The following is a 16,485-nucleotide window of genomic DNA, read 5'->3' as shown; positions in this document are numbered from 1 at the left end:
CGACTCGTCCGGACTTAGCGCGCGTTGAAGTACTTCGCCTCGGGGTGGTGGATGACGATCGCGTCGGTGGACTGCTCGGGGTGGAGCTGGAACTCCTCCGAGAGGTGGACACCGATGCGCTCGGGCTGAAGCAGCTCCGCGATCTTCGCGCGGTCCTCCAGGTCGGGGCAGGCGCCGTAACCGAGCGAGAAACGCGCACCGCGGTACTTCAGCGCGAACATGTCCTCGACGGCGTCCGGGTCCTCGGCCCCGAAGCCGAGCTCGCTGCGGACGCGGGCGTGCCAGTACTCGGCGAGGGCCTCCGCCAACTGGACGGAAAGGCCATGCAGTTCGAGGTAGTCACGGTAGGAGTTCGATTCGAACAGCTCGGCCGTGGCCTCGCCGATCTTCGACCCCACGGTGACGACCTGGAGACCCACCACGTCCGTCTCGCCGGACTCCTCCGGGCGGAAGAAGTCGGCCAGGCACAGGCGGCGGCCGCGGCGCTGGCGCGGGAAGGTGAAGCGGGTGCGCTCGGATCCGTCGTCGTTGAGGAGGATCAGGTCGTCGCCCTTGGAGTGACAGGGGAAGTACCCGTAGACGACGGCGGCTTCGAGCAGGTTCCTGGTGTGGAGCTGCTCCAGCCAGCCGCGCAGCCGCGGGCGGCCCTCGGTCTCGACGAGCTCTTCGTACGTCGGCCCGTCGCCGGTCCGCGCCTGCTTGAGGCCCCACTGCCCCTTGAACAGCGCGCCCTCGTCGAGCCAGGAGGCGTACTCCTTCAGGCCGATGCCCTTGACGACGCGGGTGCCCCAGAACGGCGGCTCCGGGATCCGGTTGTCGACGGAGACGTCGGAGCGTACGGAACCTTCGGGCTCTTCGACTTCGAGCACCGCGATCGTGGCCTTCGTCGGCACGCGGCGCTGCTTGAGTTCGGGGAGCTTGGCGCCGGGGACGCCGCGCTTGACGCCGATGAGGGCGTCCATCAGGCGCAGGCCCTCGAACGCGTCGCGGGCGTAGCGGACTTCGCCCTCGTAGATCTCGTGCAGATCCTGTTCGACGTACGCCCTCGTCAGCGCCGCACCGCCGAGGATGACCGGGAAGTCGGCGGCCATCTTGCGCTGGTTGAGCTCCTGGAGGTTCTCCTTCATGATCACGGTGGACTTGACCAGGAGACCCGACATGCCGATGACGTCGGCGCGGTGCTCCTCGGCGGCCTCCAGGATCGCGGAGACGGGCTGCTTGATGCCGAGGTTGACGACGGTGTAGCCGTTGTTGGACAGGATGATGTCGACGAGGTTCTTGCCGATGTCATGGACGTCGCCGCGGACGGTGGCCAGCACGATGGTGCCCTTGCCCTCGTCGTCCGTCTTCTCCATGTGCGGCTCCAGATAGGCCACCGCGGTCTTCATGACCTCGGCCGACTGGAGCACGAACGGCAGCTGCATCTGGCCGGAGCCGAAGAGCTCACCGACGACCTTCATACCCGCCAGCAGCGTGTCATTGACGATCTCCAGCGCGGGCCGCTCGGTCAGCGCCTCGTCGAGGTCGGTCTCCAGGCCCTTCTTCTCGCCGTCGATGATGCGGCGCTGAAGCCGCTCGTCGAGCGGCAGTGCGAGGAGCTCCTCGGCCTTTCCGGCCTTCATCGACTTGGTGTCGACGCCCTCGAACAGCTCCAGGAACCGCTGCAGCGGGTCGTAACCCTCCGCACGCCGGTCGTAGATCAGGTCCAGCGCGACCTTGATCTGCTCCTCGCCGAGGCGGGCGATCGGCAGGATCTTGCTCGCGTGCACGATGGCCGAGTCCAGGCCGGCCTTCACGCACTCGTCGAGGAACACGGAGTTCAGGACGATGCGGGCGGCCGGGTTGAGGCCGAAGGAGATGTTCGACAGACCCAGCGTGGTCTGCACGTCGGGGTGGCGCCGCTTGAGCTCGCGGATGGCCTCGATCGTGTTGACGCCGTCCTTGCGGGACTCCTCCTGGCCGGTGCAGATGGTGAACGTGAGGCAGTCGATGAGGATGTCCGACTCATGGATGCCCCAGTTGCCGGTCAGCTCGTCGATGATCCGCTCGGCGACGGCGACCTTGTGCTCGACCGAGCGGGCCTGGCCCTCCTCGTCGATGGTCAGCGCCATCAGCGCGGCGCCGTGCTCCCGCGCCAGCTTGGTGACCTTCTGGAAGCGGGACTCGGGGCCGTCGCCGTCCTCGTAGTTGACCGAGTTGATGACGGCGCGCCCGCCGAGCTTCTCCAGGCCGGCCCGCAGCACGTCCAGCTCGGTGGAGTCCAGCACGATGGGCAGGGTGGAGGCGGTGGCGAACCGGCCGGCCAGCTCGGCCATGTCGGCGGCGCCGTCCCGCCCGACGTAGTCGACGCACAGGTCGAGCATGTGCGCGCCCTCGCGGATCTGGTCGCGGGCCATCTCCACGCAGTCGTCCCAGCGGCCCTCCAGCATGGCCTCGCGGAACTTCTTCGACCCGTTGGCGTTCGTACGCTCGCCAATGGCCAGGTACGACGTGTCCTGACGGAAGGGGACGGTCTGGTAGAGGGAGGCGGCGCCGGGCTCGGGGCGCGGGTCGCGGGCGGTCGGGGTCAGGTCGCGTACCCGCTCGACGACCTGGCGCAGGTGCTCGGGCGTCGTACCGCAGCAGCCGCCCACCAGGGAGAGGCCGTAGTCGCGGACGAAGGCTTCCTGGGCGTCGGCCAGCTCCTCGGCCGACAGGGGGTAGTGCGCGCCGTTCCTGCCGAGGACGGGCAGGCCGGCGTTGGGCATGGCGGAGATCGGGACGCGCGAGTGGCGGGCGAGGTAGCGCAGGTGCTCGCTCATCTCGGCCGGGCCGGTGGCGCAGTTCAGGCCGATCATGTCGATGCCGAGCGGCTCCAGCGCGGTCAGCGCGGCGCCGATCTCGGAGCCCAGCAGCATGGTGCCGGTGGTCTCGACCGTCACGGAGCAGATCAGGGGGACGCTGATGCCGGCGACGTCCATGGCGCGGCGGGCGCCGATGATCGCCGACTTGGTCTGGAGCAGGTCCTGGGTGGTCTCCACCAGGAGCGCGTCAGCGCCGCCCGCGAGCATGCCTTCGGCGTTCTGCTGGTAGGCGTCGCGCAGCGTGATGTACGGGGCGTGGCCCAGCGTCGGCAGCTTCGTACCGGGTCCCATGGAGCCCAGCACCCAGCGCTGGCGGCCGTCCTTGGCCGCGAACTCGTCCGCGACCTCGCGGGCGATGCGGGCGCCCGACTCGGACAGCTCGAAGACGCGCTCGGGGATGTCGTACTCGGCGAGCGCGGCGAAGTTCGCGCCGAAGGTGTTGGTCTCGACGCAGTCCACGCCGACCGCGAAGTACTCCTCGTGGACGGTGCGCACGATGTCGGGGCGGGTGATGTTGAGGATCTCGTTGCAGCCTTCGAGGTTCTCGAAGTCCTCGAGGCTGGGGTCCTGCGCCTGGAGCATGGTGCCCATCGCCCCGTCGGCGACCACGACTCGACTGGCGAGTGCTTCGCGGAGGGCGTCTGCGCGGCTGCTGTGGCTGGCAGGCGTTGGGGTTGGCAACGAGGCCATGGATCTGCTCCCTGGGGTGCGACGGCTGTCGGCTTTGCGGCTTCCCGGCGGAAGGCGCACCTGGCCAGCGTAGCCGTGACCCCGTCCATGGCGTGAAGGCGTCCCACGGGGCGGACGGTTGTCGTGCTCTGATGGCTCACGGTCGCTGGGCCAACCCCTGGCGGTGACACCAGGTCGGCATGAGCCGATAGTGTTCAGCATTGTCGAACCGAGGTGGAGGTGGCCGAGCATGGCGAAGAACATCCAGTCGCTCGAGCGGGCGGCAGCGATGCTGCGTCTGCTCGCGGGTGGCGAGCGCAGGCTCGGCCTGTCCGAAGTGGCCTCGTCCCTCGGACTTGCCAAGGGTACGGCCCACGGCATCCTTCGCACCCTCCAGGCGGAGGGTTTCGTCGAACAGGATTCCGCGTCCGGCCGCTATCAGCTGGGCGCCGAGCTGCTGCGCCTGGGCAGCACCTATCTGGACGTCCATGAGCTGCGCGCCCGCGCGCTGGTGTGGACCGACGACCTGGCGCGCTCCAGCGGCGAGAGCGTCTACCTGGGCGTACTGCACCAGAAGGGCGTACTGATCGTTCACCACGTCTTCCGGCCGGACGACAGCCGGCAGGTGCTGGAGGTCGGCGCGATGCAGCCGCTGCACTCCTCCGCCCTGGGCAAGGTGCTGTCGGCGTACGACCCGGTGGCGCACAACGAGGTCGTCGAGACCGAGCGCAAGACCTTCACTCCGCGCACGATCACGGACGTGGACGACTTCGAGAAGGTGCTCGACCTGACCCGCGCGCGCGGGTGGGCCGCCGACGTGGAGGAGACCTGGGACGGGGTGGCCTCGATCGCCGCGCCCATCCACGATCGCCGGCGGATGCCCGTCGGCGCGGTCGGCGTCACCGGCGCGGTGGAGCGGGTCTGCGGTGAGGGCGGAGAGCTCCGCCCCGACCTCGTAGCGGCCGTACGGGACTGCGCCCGTGCGGTGTCCCGGGACCTGGGCGCCGGGCGTTTCTGAGGCGCGCAGCGCCCTCTCCTGTCACGCTGGTAACGATCGCGACACCCGGTCGCAGAACTCTTGACGTGCGTGTTAACCGGGGGCAAAACTGCCGTTCATCGGTCGGCAATGCCGAACACCTACCGGCAATACGCGCTAGAGTGTGGCAACGCCAAGGGACCGGGCTAGGCCCTCACCGAGGGCGCGAACCACCCGGAGGGACCCGGGGTTCGCCTTTCCCCTGGACGCAAGGACAAAGGAGTCGCGGGTGTCTACCTCCGACATCTTCATCGGCGAGATCATTGGTACCGCCGTACTCATCCTGCTCGGCGCAGGCGTCGTCGCCGCCGTCGTGCTCAAGCGCTCGAAGGCTCAGAACGCCGGCTGGCTGGCCATCACCTTCGGGTGGGGCTTCGCGGTCTTGACTGCCGTCTACATGACGGGCAGCCTCTCCGGCGCTCACCTCAACCCGGCGGTCACCGTCGGCATCGCGCTCAAGGACGGCGACTGGAGCAACGTTCCGGTCTACTTCGCCGGCCAGCTACTCGGCGCGATGATCGGCGCCACCCTGGTCTGGATCGCGTACTACGGCCAGTTCCAGGCCCATCTCACAGACCCGGAAATCCTCGCGGAGCAGCCCGCCGAGGAAGGCATGGTCGACCAGAAGGCCGCCCCCAAGGCCGGACCCGTGCTGGGCATCTTCTCCACCGGCCCGGAAGTACGGAACGTCTGGCAGAACCTCGCCACCGAGATCATCGGCACCGTGGTGCTGGTCCTCGCGGTCCTCACCCAGGGCCTCAACGACAGCGGCAAGGGTCTTGGCGCCGTCGGCGGACTGATGGTCGCCCTCGTCGTGGTCGGCATCGGCCTCTCGCTCGGTGGCCCGACCGGCTACGCGATCAACCCGGCCCGTGACCTGGGGCCGCGCATAGTGCACGCCCTGCTCCCGCTGCCGAACAAGGGCGGCTCCGACTGGAGCTACGCCTGGATCCCCGTTGTCGGCCCGCTGGTCGGCGGAGCCCTCGCCGCGGGTATCTACAACATCGCGTTTGTCTGAGCCGACCGGCCGACCCTCTACAGACCTCCGGGAGCACACCGTGAACGACGTACACAGCACCGGCCCGTTCATCGCGGCCATCGACCAGGGCACCACCTCCAGCCGTTGCATCGTCTTCGACAAGGACGGCCGGATCGTCGCGGTCGACCAGAAGGAGCACGAGCAGATCTTCCCGAAGCCGGGCTGGGTGGAGCACGACGCGACCGAGATCTGGACCAACGTCCAGGAAGTCGTCGCCAGCGCGATCAGCAAGGCCGGCATCACGCCCGCCGACGTCAAGGCGATCGGCATCACCAATCAGCGCGAGACCACGCTGATGTGGGACAAGAACACCGGCGAGCCCGTCCACAACGCCATCGTGTGGCAGGACACCCGCACCGACGCGCTCTGCAAGGAGCTCGGCCGCAACGTCGGCCAGGACCGCTTCCGCCGCGAGACCGGCCTGCCGCTCGCGTCGTACTTCGCGGGACCCAAGGTCCGCTGGCTGCTCGACAACGTCGAGGGCCTGCGTGAGCGCGCCGAGGCCGGCGACATCCTCTTCGGCACCATGGACTCCTGGGTCATCTGGAACCTGACGGGCGGCACCGACGGCGGCGTACACGTCACCGACGTCACCAACGCCTCCCGCACCCTTCTCATGAACCTGCACGAGATGCGGTGGGACGAGAAGATCCTCCAGTCGATGGACATTCCGGCCGCCGTGCTGCCGGAGATCCGTTCCTCCGCCGAGGTGTACGGCGTCGCCAAGGCCGGCCCGCTGAAGGGCGTCCCCGTCGCCTCGGCGCTCGGTGACCAGCAGGCGGCGCTGTTCGGCCAGACCTGCTTCGCCGAGGGCGAGGCCAAGTCGACGTACGGCACCGGCACCTTCATGCTGATGAACACCGGTGACACGCCCGTCAACTCGTACAACGGCCTGCTGACGACCGTCGGATACCAGATCGGCGACCAGAAGCCCGTCTACGCCCTCGAAGGCTCGATCGCCATCACCGGCGCGCTCGTCCAGTGGATGCGCGACCAGATGGGCCTGATCAAGTCGGCCGCCGAGATCGAGACGCTGGCCTCCTCAGTCGAGGACAACGGCGGCGCGTACTTCGTGCCCGCCTTCTCCGGCCTCTTCGCCCCGTACTGGCGTCCCGACGCCCGCGGTGTGATCGCCGGCCTCACCCGGTACGTCACCAAGGCGCACATCGCCCGTGCCGTCCTGGAGGCCACCGCCTGGCAGACCCGCGAGATCAGTGACGCCATGACCAAGGACTCCGGCGTCGAGCTGGCTGCCCTCAAGGTCGACGGCGGCATGACCTCCAACAACCTGCTGATGCAGACACTCTCGGACTTCCTGGACGCACCCGTCGTGCGCCCGATGGTCGCCGAGACCACCTGCCTCGGCGCCGCCTACGCCGCCGGCCTCGCCGTCGGCTTCTGGTCCAGCACGGACGAACTGCGCGCCAACTGGCGCAGGGCCGCCGAGTGGACCCCCCGCATGGACGCGGCCACGCGGGACCGCGAGTACAAGAGCTGGCTCAAGGCCGTTGAGCGGTCCATGGGCTGGCTCGACGACGAGAGCTGACGAGGAGTTACGAAAATGACCACCCTGCAGAGCGTCCCGGCCCTCGGGACGCGCCCGGCCGACGGTTCCACCACGAGCCGCGCCGAAACCCGGGACCAGCTTTCCAAGGCGACGTACGACCTCCTGGTGATCGGCGGCGGCATCCTGGGCATCTCCACTGCCTGGCACGCCGCTCAGTCGGGGCTGCGGGTGGCCCTGGTGGACGCCGGCGACTTCGCCGGCGCCACCTCCTCCGCCTCCTCCAAGCTGCTCCACGGCGGACTGCGCTACCTCCAGACCGGCGCGGTCAAGCTCGTCGCGGAGAACCACTTCGAGCGGCGCGCCGTCTCCCGGGACGTCGCGCCGCACCTGGCCAACCCGCTGAAGTTCTACCTCCCCGTCTACAAGGGGGGACCGCACGGTGCGGCCAAGCTCGGCGCGGGCGTCTTCGCCTACTCGGCGCTGTCCGCCTTCGGCGACGGAGTCGGACATGTCATCGGCGCGGCGAAGGCCGCGCGTGAGGTGCCCGAGCTCCGTACGGACAACCTCAAGGCCGTCGCGGTCTACGGCGACGACCAGATGAACGACTCGCGCATGGCCCTGATGACCGTCCGTGCCGCCGTCGAGTCGGGCGCGACCGTACTCAACCACGCCGAGGTCACCGGGCTGCGCTTCACCAACGGGCGGGTCACGGGCGCGGAGCTCAAGGACCGCCTGGACGGCTCGGAATTCGGTGTGACGGCCCGTCTGGTGCTCAACGCCACCGGTCCGTGGGTCGACCACCTGCGCAAGCTGGAGGACCCGGACTCCGCTCCCTCCATCCGCCTCTCCAAGGGCGCCCACCTGGTCCTCAAGCGCACCGCCCCCTGGCGGGCCGCGCTGGCCACGCCCATCGACAAGTACCGCATCACCTTCGCCCTGCCGTGGGAGGACCAGCTCCTGCTCGGCACGACCGACGAGGAGTACGAGGGCGACCCGGCGGACGTCGCCGTCAACGAGAAGGACATCGCCCAGATCCTGGACGAGGCCGCCTACTCGATCCGCGACCAGCAGCTGTCCCGCGACCTGATCACGTACTCCTTCGCGGGCTTGCGGGTGCTGCCCGGCGGTCCCGGCGACACCTCCAAGGCCAAGCGCGAGACGGTCGTCACCGAGGGACGCGGCGGCATGCTGTCGGTCGCGGGCGGCAAGTGGACGACGTTCCGTCACATCGGGCGCACCGTCATGAACAAGCTCGCCGCCCTGCCCGGCCACCCGCTGGGCGAGGACATGGAGCCGATCTCGCGCCTGCCGAAGAAGCAGCCGCTGCCGGGCATATCCAACCCGAACGCGGTCGCCCACCGGCTGCTCGTCGACGGCGGTACGCCGGGCCCGCGGATGGCCGCGGACACGGCACGCCACCTGGCCACGCACTACGGCTCGCTGTCCTTCGACATCGCGCGCCTGGCCAACGAGGACACGGCGCTGGCCAAGCGCATCCACCCGGACGCGCCGGAGATCTGGGCGCAGGTCGTGTACGCCCGTGACCACGAGTGGGCCGAGACGGCGGACGACGTACTGCGCCGCCGTACGACGCTGACGATCCGGGGGCTGGCCACGGACGAGATCCGCGCCGAGGTCGAGGACGTGCTGGGCCGCAGGTCCTGACGCCCTGCGCGCACCAAGGTTGGTAAGGGGCAGCCGCCTATAGTGGCTGCCCCTTACCCGTGGGCTGACTCACGGGCTTACTCATGGTCGCTTCGTACCTGCATAATGAGGCCAGACATCGGATGTCTGAGCGAAGCAACTAGGAGACACACCGTGGCTGTCACCGACGAGGCGATCGAGAAGATCAAGGAAATGATCGTCTCGGGGGCCCTGCGCCCGGGCGACCGTCTCCCCAAGGAGAGCGAGCTCGCCGCCGAGCTGGGGCTGTCGCGCAATTCGCTGCGCGAGGCGGTACGCGCCCTGTCGCTGATCCGCATCCTCGACGTACGCCAGGGGGACGGCACGTACGTCACCAGCCTCGATCCGCAACTCCTGCTCGAAGCGATGAGTTTCGTCGTGGACTTCCACCGGGACGACACGGTGCTGGAGTTCCTCGCCGTACGCCGCATCCTGGAGCCGGCCGCCACCGCGATGGCCGCCACCCGGATCAGCGAGGCGGAACTGGACGCGCTGAGCGCCCAGTTGGACGCCCTGGGGCCGCACCCGTCGGTCGAGGAGCTGGTCGCGAGCGACCTCGAATTCCACCGCCGCATCGTGCAGGGCTCCGGCAACTCGGTCCTGTGCTCGCTGCTCGACGGGCTCTCCGGGCCGACAACCCGGGCTCGCATCTGGCGCGGACTGACCCAGGAGGACGCGGTCAGCCGTACGCTCCACGAACACCGCGCGATCCTCGCCGCCCTGCGCGACCAGGACGTAGAAGCCGCCAGGTCGTGGGCGACGGTGCACATCGCGAGCGTCGAGCAGTGGCTGCGCTCGACGCTGTAGGGCGCCGCAGACGTCGGGGCTCTGATCTCGAATGATTCGGCGGGCGCAGGGCACGCTTCCCTCATTCGCATCAGGCGTCACCGCACCTGGCGGAAGCCTTAAGGTTGGTGCGTGCACAAGGGAACTTCGAAAGGGGGCACTGGGTGATCGAGCTCGAGGGGGTTCCCGAGCTGATCGACCCGGTCATGGTGGCCGCGTTCGAGGGCTGGAACGACGCCGGCGACGCAGCCTCCACCGCGGTCGCGCATCTGGACCGGGAATGGAAGGGCGAGGTCTTCGCGGCGCTCGACGCCGAGGACTACTACGACTTCCAGGTCAACCGGCCCACGGTGTTCATCGACGGCGGCGTCCGCAAGATCACTTGGCCCACTACCCGGCTCTCCGTCGTACGGATCGGCGGCGACAAGCCCCGTGACCTCGTGCTGGTCCGCGGCATCGAGCCGTCCATGCGCTGGCGCTCGTACTGCAACGAGATCCTGGGCTTCGCCCACGAGCTGGGCGTCGAGATGATCGTGATCCTGGGCGCGCTGCTCGGCGACACCCCGCACACGCGGCCGGTGCCGGTCAGCGGCGTGACGTCGGACGCGGATCTGGCGCGGACCATGGATCTGGAGGAGACCAGGTACGAAGGCCCCACGGGCATCGTCGGAATCCTCCAGGAGGCCTGTACGCACGCGGGCGTTCCTGCCGTGAGCCTGTGGGCCGCCGTGCCGCACTACGTGTCGCAGCCGCCGAACCCCAAGGCCACGCTGGCGCTCCTCAACCGCCTCGAAGACCTCATCGATCTGCGGATTCCGCTCGGCGAACTCCCGGAGGACGCACGGGCTTGGCAGGTCGGTGTGGACCAACTGGCCGCCGAGGACAGCGAGGTGGCGGAGTACGTGCAGTCGCTGGAGGAGGCGCGGGACACCGCGGAGCTTCCCGAGGCGACGGGCGAGGCCATCGCCCGCGAGTTCGAGCGGTATCTGCGACGGCGTGACGGCGGGCCCGGGCCCGGGCCCGGCGGCGGGCCGGGCACCGGCCACGGTCACGCGACGGACGGGGGCGAGGGCTCCGGTACGTACCTGCGCGACAGCTCCAGCGGCCGTACGAGACCGCCGAAGCCGCCTCGCGCGGAGCCGCCCTCTGACGGCGCGGACGGAACGGAAGACTCCACAGAGGAGTGAAGCGGGGCGGCGCCGGTCGGCGCCGCCCCGCAGTCGTCATGTTCCGGGCTCAGATCCGGGCTCAGATCCGGGCTACGGACACCGCGTCGTAGTCGGTGTCAGGCGTGGGCTCCACGTCGAAGCGGGCGTTCGGCAGGTAGATCCGGTCGCCCCAGGCCGCCGCCGTCGTGGGGATCCTGAAGCCGGGGTCGGTGATCCGGGTGACCAGAACGCCCTTTGTACCGGCCTCGTTGAGGCGTACGACGTCGATCGCGCTCTGGGCCTGCTGGACGACGTACAGGAGGCGGCCGAGCAGCAGGAGGCCGTCGCCGTTGGGGATCTTGAGCGGACCGAGGTCGACCTTGCGGGCGTCGCCGGTGCGCGGGTCCACACGCATCAGCGCGCCGCCGTCCAGGGCAACGTTGACCACCAGCAGGGCGCGGCCGTCGGGAGTGCGCTCAATACCGTTGGCCGTGAAGTCGGCGCCCTGGAGCCACTCGCCCGTGAGGCTCCGGGTGATGATCCGGTCCGCCGGCGGCAGTTCGCCGTGGCGGCCGAGCGGCAGCCCATAGAGCACGGGGCGGTAGGAGTCGGTGAACCAGGCGATCCCCGGCCGCAGTACGACGTCGTTGATCATGCTGGTGGGCGTGCCGACGTCGTACGTCGCGAGGATCGCGCCGCCGTGGGTGTCGACAACCCTGATCTGGCGGGAATAGCCGCCGCCGATGAACAGGCGCCCCGCGCCGTCGAGTTTGAGACCGACGGACATCGCGCCCGTGCCGTCACTGATGATCCGGCCACGGCCGGTCGCGAGGCTCGCGGCGTACACGGAACCGTCGCGCAGGGAGCCGAAGTACGCGTACGGGCGCGAGCCGATGGCGATGCCCTCGGGCTGGAAGCCGTCCGGCAGCGCCAGCCGGGCCGGCCAGCCCTTTCCGGCGCTTTCGGCCGCGTGGGCAACACCCGCGAACGGGGCTAGCAGTGCGGCACCGCCCAGAGCCGCACCGGCGGTGAGCAGTCTTCGACGATCTAAGGAACGGTGCATGAGGTCGCCCTTTCCGACAAGCGTTCTGCGAAAGCGAACACCTCATCACACGAGGGCATTTGTCCGCAGCGTTTGGCCGGAAAACGCAGCCGCCCCGGCCCTCTCCGTGAGAGGTCCAGGGGCGGCAGGAGCGAAAAACGACTACAGAGCCACGCCGAGCAGCGCGTCGACGGCGCGCGAGACGACACCGGGCGCGCCTTCGTCCGTACCGCCTTCGGACGCCTGCAGGGCGGCCCAGCGGTCCACGGCGGCGAGGGCGGCCGGGGCATCGAGGTCGTTGGAGAGCGCCTCGCGGATCTCCTCCACCAGGTCGTCGGCGGAGGGACCGTCAGGCCGGGACACGGCCGCGCGCCAGCGGCCGAGCCGCTCCAGGGCGTCTTCGAGCACCTGGTCCGTCCACTCCCAGTCGGCCCGGTAGTGGTGCGCGAGCAGAGTGAGGCGGATGGCGGCCGGGTCCACGCCGTCGCGGCGCAGCTTCGAGACGAAGACCAGGTTGCCCTTGGACTTCGACATCTTCTCGCCGTCCAGAGCGACCATTCCGGCGTGTACGTACGTCTTGGCGAACGGGTACTCGCCGGTCAGCGCCTGGGCGTGGGACGCGCCCATCTCGTGGTGCGGGAAGGCGAGATCCGATCCGCCGCCCTGCACGTCGAAGCCCATACCCAGGTGATCCAGGGCGATCGCCACGCACTCGATGTGCCAGCCGGGCCTGCCGCGGCCCAGCGAGGCACCGTCCCAGCTCGGCTCGCCCTCACGGGCGGCCATCCAGAGCATCGGGTCGAGCGGGTTCTTCTTGCCGGGGCGCTCGGGGTCGCCGCCGCGCTCGGCGGACAGCAGCCGCATCGCGTCGGCGTCGAGCCGGGACACCTCGCCGAAGTGCGGGTCGGCCTCGACGGAGAAGTACACATCCCCTTCGAGCTCGTACGCCGCGCCCGCGTCCCGCAGCCGCTCGATGAGCGGCACGATGCCCGGTATCGCTTCGACGGCGCCGATGTAATGCTGCGGCGGAAGCATCCGCAGGGCAGTCATGTCCTCGCGGAACAGCGCGGTCTCGCGCTCCGCGAGTTCGGTCCAGTCTTGTCCGTCGCGGATCGCCCGCTCAAGCAGCGGATCGTCTACGTCCGTGACGTTCTGGACGTAATGAACCTGCCGCTTGGTGTCGAGCCACACGCGCTGCACGAGGTCGAACGCGTTGTAGGTCGCCGCGTGACCGATGTGGGTCGCGTCGTACGGCGTGATGCCGCAGACATAGATACGGGCGACGGGACCGGGGTCGAGGGAAACCAACCCACTGGTCGCGGTGTCGTGGATCTGGAGGTCGCGGCCCTTGCCAGGCAGGGCGGGGACCTCAGAAGCGGGCCAGGCATGCATGCCTTGAGCGTAACCGGACGCACGTTCCGGATACGAACCGGATACGGAAACGTGTCCGGTTACGCACTCTTGCACGGGGCGCCTGCGGCGGGCTTTCCCCGACCCGCACCTACACCGGCGGCCAAGGAATGGCCGGCCACTCCCCGCTCGGCTCCGGGTGACGCCCCGTGTCCCGCAGCGCCGCCACCCGCGCCCGCAGCGCCGCCACCTCCGCCGGAGTGATCAGCTCGGCCATACGGGTGGCGAGCGGCCGCCCCTCGGCCAGCTCCTGCGACAGCCGGCCCACCACCTCGACGGCCTCGGCCGTCAACGGCTCCCCGGCCCACCCCCACAGCAGCGTACGAAGCTTGTCGTCCACGTTGAACGTGACCCCGTGGTCGATGCCGTACAGCTTCCCGTCCGCCGTCGGCAGCAGATGCCCGCCCTTGCGGTCGGCATTGTTGATCACCGCGTCCAAGACCGACAGGCGCCGCAGGCGCGGATCGTCGGCGTGGACGAGAAGCGCCGTGCGCCCCTCCCCCACCTCGGCGAAGGCGATCGCCTTCCAGCCCTCACCGGGCTCCTCGTCCTCGACGAGCGCCAGCAGCCCCGGATCACCGTCGGCCCCGGCCGCCGTCTCGATCCACAACTGGCACATACCTTCCCCATACGGCCCGTCCCGCAGCACAGTCGGCGGCACAAGCCCCCACCCCGTCGCCTCGGAGATCTCGTACGCCGCCACCTCGCGCTGTGCGAGCGTGCCGTCGGGGAAGTCCCACAACGGCCGTTCACCGGCGACCGGCTTGTACACGCAGGACGCCGATACGCCGTCGTACTCGATCGCGCAGTACAGCACCGCGTTGGACGCCTCACGGACGCGTCCGCGCACCGTCAGCTGCCCCTTCGCCAGAACGGTGAGGAGGCCGTCGTCCGCCGGAGTCACGCTCCGCGGCGGTATCCGTTCTGACGCGGGCATACATGTCCCTCCGGGTCGAGCGGCAGGCTGCAGAGCGGGCACGGCGGCCGGCCGGCGTTGACGACTTCGAGGGCGCGCTTGGCGAAGGCTCTGGCCTGGGCGCCGCTGAGCCGGACGCGCAGCATCGGCGGGCCGTTCTCCTCGTCCTGGAGCAGCCGTTCCTCGGCCTCCGCGAGATCCTCGTCGGTCTCCACGTCCAGCTCGACGAGGGCCTGCGCTTCGACGATCATGCGCTGTTCCTCACCGTCCCAGGCGAGCGCCATGGTGCCGACGCGGAACTCCTCCTCGACGGGGGCGTCAAGGGGGGCGCTGTCAGTGACATCGGCCGGAGCCACGGCCGGCACGGGGGCGTTGCCTCCGGTGCGGCGTACCACTTCGTCGAGCAGCTCGTCGATGCGCTCGGCGAGCGCGGCCATCTGGGTCTTCTCCAGGGCGACGCTGGTGACGCGGCCGGCCGCGGATGCCTGGAGGAAGAACGTACGACGTCCAGGCAGCCCGACCGTACCGGCGACGAAGCGGTCCGGCGGGTCGTAGAGGTATACCTGACGGGACACGTCCTGATCTCCCTTGTACTCATCCAAGCGCTGAAATCGTGTGTATGCGCGGTCTTGGGGCGCGTCCACCCTACTGCGCCGATCGATCACGGTGCGCCTGCGCCGCCCCCTACGGCCGCGTCCCCGTCATCGCCGCTCTCACGCGGCGCCAGCGAGGAGAGGTCGCCCGTGTCGCCGAGACGCGTGAGAAAGGGGCGGAGCCCGGTGTACCGGATGACTGTCAGGGAACACGGGTCCACGTGAATCCGCTGGAAGAGGTCGAGATGAAGGCCGAGTGCGTCCGCGACGACGGACTTGATGAGGTCGCCGTGAGAGCACATGAGATACACGGCGTCCTCGCCGTGCTCGGCCTCGATGCGCGCGTTCCAGTCCCGTACCGCCTCGACCGCGCGTGCCTGCATGGCCCGCATCGACTCCCCTCCCGGGAACGTCACCGAGGAGGGGTGCTGCTGTACGGCGGCCATCAGCGGCTCGTCGGAGAGCTCGGCGAGCTTGCGGCCCGACCAGTCGCCGTAGTGGCACTCCCCTATCCGTTCGTCGGTGTGCGACGGGAGACCCGGCCGCGCGTCGAGCAGCGGCTGAAGGGTCTGGCGGCAGCGTTCGAGGGGGCTGGTGACGGCGGCGGCGAGCGGCACGTCGGCCAGCCGCCCGGGCAGCGCGGCCGCCTGCGCGGCGCCGCGCTCGTCGAGCAGGACACCTGGCGTCCAGCCGGCGAGCAGCCCTGCGGTGTTGGCGGTGGAACGTCCGTGGCGTACGAGGATCAGCGTGGCCATGGCCGCCAGCCTAGGCCGAAGCCGGCTCCGGGGTGTGCCCGGGCCCGCACCGGGGGAGAATGCGCGCCGTGATCGTCGACTGTGCCATCTACCGGGAAGGGCGCCGTACCGAAGGCCCTTCCGACTTCTCCGACGCCCTCGCCGAGGCGCGGGCCGCCTCCGCCGGGGACGCCTTCCTGTGGATCGGGCTGCACGAGCCGACCGAGAAGGAATTCGATCTCGTGAGCAGCGAGTTCGGTCTGCATCCGCTGGCCGTCGAGGACGCGCTGTCGGCCCACCAGCGGCCCAAGCTGGAGGTGTACGACGACTCGCTGTTCGCGGTGCTGAAGCCGGTGATCTACGAACCGGAGACCGACACCGTGACGACGGGCGAGCTGATGGTCTTCGTGGGCGACTCATTCGTGGTGACGGTGCGGCACGGCGAGGGCGCACCGCTGGCCGCCGTACGCCACCGCCTCGAAGCCGAACCCGACGTACTGCGGCACGGTCCGACCGCCGTCCTGTACGCCGTGAGCGACGCCGTCGTCGACCACTACATAGAGGTCGGCGCCGAGCTCCAGACCGACCTGGAGGAGCTGGAGGCGGAGGTCTTCGCGCCGTTCAGCCGCGACTCCAAGAACACGGCCGCGCGGATCTACACCTTCAAGCGGCAGGTGCTCGAATTCCGCCGCGCGACGGGGCCGCTCGCCCAGCCGATGCTGCGGCTGTCGAACCCCGGCCTGCCGTTCGTCGACGATCACGCGCAGCCGTTCTTCCGGGACGTCAGCGACCACCTCACCCGAGCGAACGAGCAGGTGGAGGGGCTCGACCGGCTGCTGTCCGACATCCTGTCCGCGCATCTCGCCCAGATGAGCGTGCGGCAGAACGACGACATGCGGAAGATCTCGGCGTGGGCGGCGATGGCCGCGGTCCCCACGATGGTCGCGGGGATCTACGGCATGAACTTCGATCACATGCCAGAACTGACCTGGGTGTGGGCCTATCCCGCCGTGATCCTGCTGATGGTGATGTGCGAGATCGGCCTGTACCGGCTGTTCAAGCGCCGCGGGTGGCTCTGA

Annotated in this window: 13 protein-coding genes; 7 read left to right on the top strand and 6 right to left on the bottom strand. The window is 69.6% G+C overall.

Features of this window, described 5'->3' with window-relative positions; all coding sequences use genetic code 11:
- Positions 1-14 precede the first annotated feature (14 nt).
- Entirely contained in the window at positions 15-3,533 is a 3,519-nt protein-coding gene (metH, locus tag J7E89_RS24375) for a methionine synthase (protein ID WP_214976526.1), read from the bottom strand.
- A gap of 229 nt (positions 3,534-3,762) precedes the next feature.
- Between metH and J7E89_RS24370 the strand changes: the two genes are divergently transcribed.
- From J7E89_RS24370 to J7E89_RS24345, 6 genes are all read left to right on the top strand, one after another.
- Positions 3,763-4,530, top strand: coding sequence for an IclR family transcriptional regulator (locus J7E89_RS24370; RefSeq protein WP_214976525.1), 768 nt, complete (start codon positions 3,763-3,765; stop codon positions 4,528-4,530).
- A 247-nt stretch (positions 4,531-4,777) separates the two neighbouring features.
- Positions 4,778-5,566 (top strand): MIP/aquaporin family protein, encoded by a 789-nt coding sequence (locus tag J7E89_RS24365; RefSeq protein WP_214976524.1) that lies wholly within the window; start codon positions 4,778-4,780, stop codon positions 5,564-5,566.
- A 40-nt stretch (positions 5,567-5,606) separates the two neighbouring features.
- Positions 5,607-7,133 (top strand): glycerol kinase GlpK, encoded by a 1,527-nt coding sequence (gene glpK, locus J7E89_RS24360; RefSeq protein WP_214976523.1) that lies wholly within the window; start codon positions 5,607-5,609, stop codon positions 7,131-7,133.
- Between the two features lie 15 nt (positions 7,134-7,148).
- The gene (locus J7E89_RS24355) at positions 7,149-8,759 is read left to right on the top strand and encodes a glycerol-3-phosphate dehydrogenase/oxidase (RefSeq protein WP_214976522.1); all 1,611 of its coding nucleotides are present in this window, start codon (positions 7,149-7,151) and stop codon (positions 8,757-8,759) included.
- A 153-nt stretch (positions 8,760-8,912) separates the two neighbouring features.
- Entirely contained in the window at positions 8,913-9,584 is a 672-nt protein-coding gene (locus tag J7E89_RS24350; protein WP_214976521.1) for a FadR/GntR family transcriptional regulator, read from the top strand.
- 143 nt (positions 9,585-9,727) lie between these two features.
- Positions 9,728-10,750 (top strand): PAC2 family protein, encoded by a 1,023-nt coding sequence (locus J7E89_RS24345; RefSeq protein WP_214976520.1) that lies wholly within the window; start codon positions 9,728-9,730, stop codon positions 10,748-10,750.
- 61 nt (positions 10,751-10,811) lie between these two features.
- Here J7E89_RS24345 and J7E89_RS24340 read toward each other — a convergent pair whose 3' ends face one another.
- The 5 genes from J7E89_RS24340 to J7E89_RS24320 all read right to left on the bottom strand — a co-directional run bounded on the left by J7E89_RS24340 (position 10,812) and on the right by J7E89_RS24320 (position 15,427).
- Complete coding sequence (locus J7E89_RS24340; protein WP_214976519.1) at positions 10,812-11,774, bottom strand: superoxide dismutase; 963 nt, start codon at positions 11,772-11,774, stop codon at positions 10,812-10,814.
- A gap of 141 nt (positions 11,775-11,915) precedes the next feature.
- On the bottom strand, positions 11,916-13,145 hold the full coding sequence (gene mshC / locus J7E89_RS24335; protein ID WP_214976518.1) for a cysteine--1-D-myo-inosityl 2-amino-2-deoxy-alpha-D-glucopyranoside ligase: 1,230 nt from the start codon (positions 13,143-13,145) through the stop codon (positions 11,916-11,918).
- A 109-nt stretch (positions 13,146-13,254) separates the two neighbouring features.
- A complete protein-coding gene (locus J7E89_RS24330) occupies positions 13,255-14,100 on the bottom strand; it encodes an SCO1664 family protein (RefSeq protein ID WP_214976517.1) in 846 nt (281 codons plus the stop codon).
- Positions 14,064-14,654 carry a DUF3090 domain-containing protein gene (locus J7E89_RS24325; protein WP_214976516.1) on the bottom strand — a complete coding sequence of 197 codons (591 nt, stop codon included), beginning with the start codon at positions 14,652-14,654 and terminating at the stop codon, positions 14,064-14,066. Before J7E89_RS24325 ends, J7E89_RS24330 begins: the two co-directional genes overlap by 37 nt.
- A gap of 86 nt (positions 14,655-14,740) precedes the next feature.
- A complete protein-coding gene (locus J7E89_RS24320) occupies positions 14,741-15,427 on the bottom strand; it encodes a histidine phosphatase family protein (RefSeq protein ID WP_214976515.1) in 687 nt (228 codons plus the stop codon).
- Positions 15,428-15,486: 59 nt separating this feature from the next.
- Between J7E89_RS24320 and corA the strand changes: the two genes are divergently transcribed.
- Positions 15,487-16,485: a magnesium/cobalt transporter CorA gene (gene corA / locus J7E89_RS24315; protein ID WP_214976514.1), complete on the top strand. Its 999-nt coding sequence runs from the start codon at positions 15,487-15,489 to the stop codon at positions 16,483-16,485.

Source organism: Streptomyces sp. ISL-100 (genome assembly GCF_018614615.1).
GTDB lineage: Bacteria > Actinomycetota > Actinomycetes > Streptomycetales > Streptomycetaceae > Streptomyces.
Note: the sequence above shows the minus strand (reverse complement) of the source record. Positions and strands in the feature narration are given on the sequence as shown.

Excerpts from the sequence above, each read along its gene's own strand:
- metH (WP_214976526.1), bottom strand. The coding sequence starts at position 3,533 with ATGGCCTCGTTGCCAACCCCAACGCCTGCCAGCCACAGCAGCCGCGCA.
- J7E89_RS24370 (WP_214976525.1), top strand. The coding sequence starts at position 3,763 with ATGGCGAAGAACATCCAGTCGCTCGAGCGGGCGGCAGCGATGCTGCGT.
- J7E89_RS24355 (WP_214976522.1), top strand. The coding sequence starts at position 7,149 with ATGACCACCCTGCAGAGCGTCCCGGCCCTCGGGACGCGCCCGGCCGAC.
- J7E89_RS24340 (WP_214976519.1), bottom strand. The coding sequence starts at position 11,774 with ATGCACCGTTCCTTAGATCGTCGAAGACTGCTCACCGCCGGTGCGGCT.
- mshC (WP_214976518.1), bottom strand. The coding sequence starts at position 13,145 with ATGCATGCCTGGCCCGCTTCTGAGGTCCCCGCCCTGCCTGGCAAGGGC.
- J7E89_RS24330 (WP_214976517.1), bottom strand. The coding sequence starts at position 14,100 with ATGCCCGCGTCAGAACGGATACCGCCGCGGAGCGTGACTCCGGCGGAC.
- J7E89_RS24320 (WP_214976515.1), bottom strand. The coding sequence starts at position 15,427 with ATGGCCACGCTGATCCTCGTACGCCACGGACGTTCCACCGCCAACACC.
- corA (WP_214976514.1), top strand. The coding sequence starts at position 15,487 with ATGCGCGCCGTGATCGTCGACTGTGCCATCTACCGGGAAGGGCGCCGT.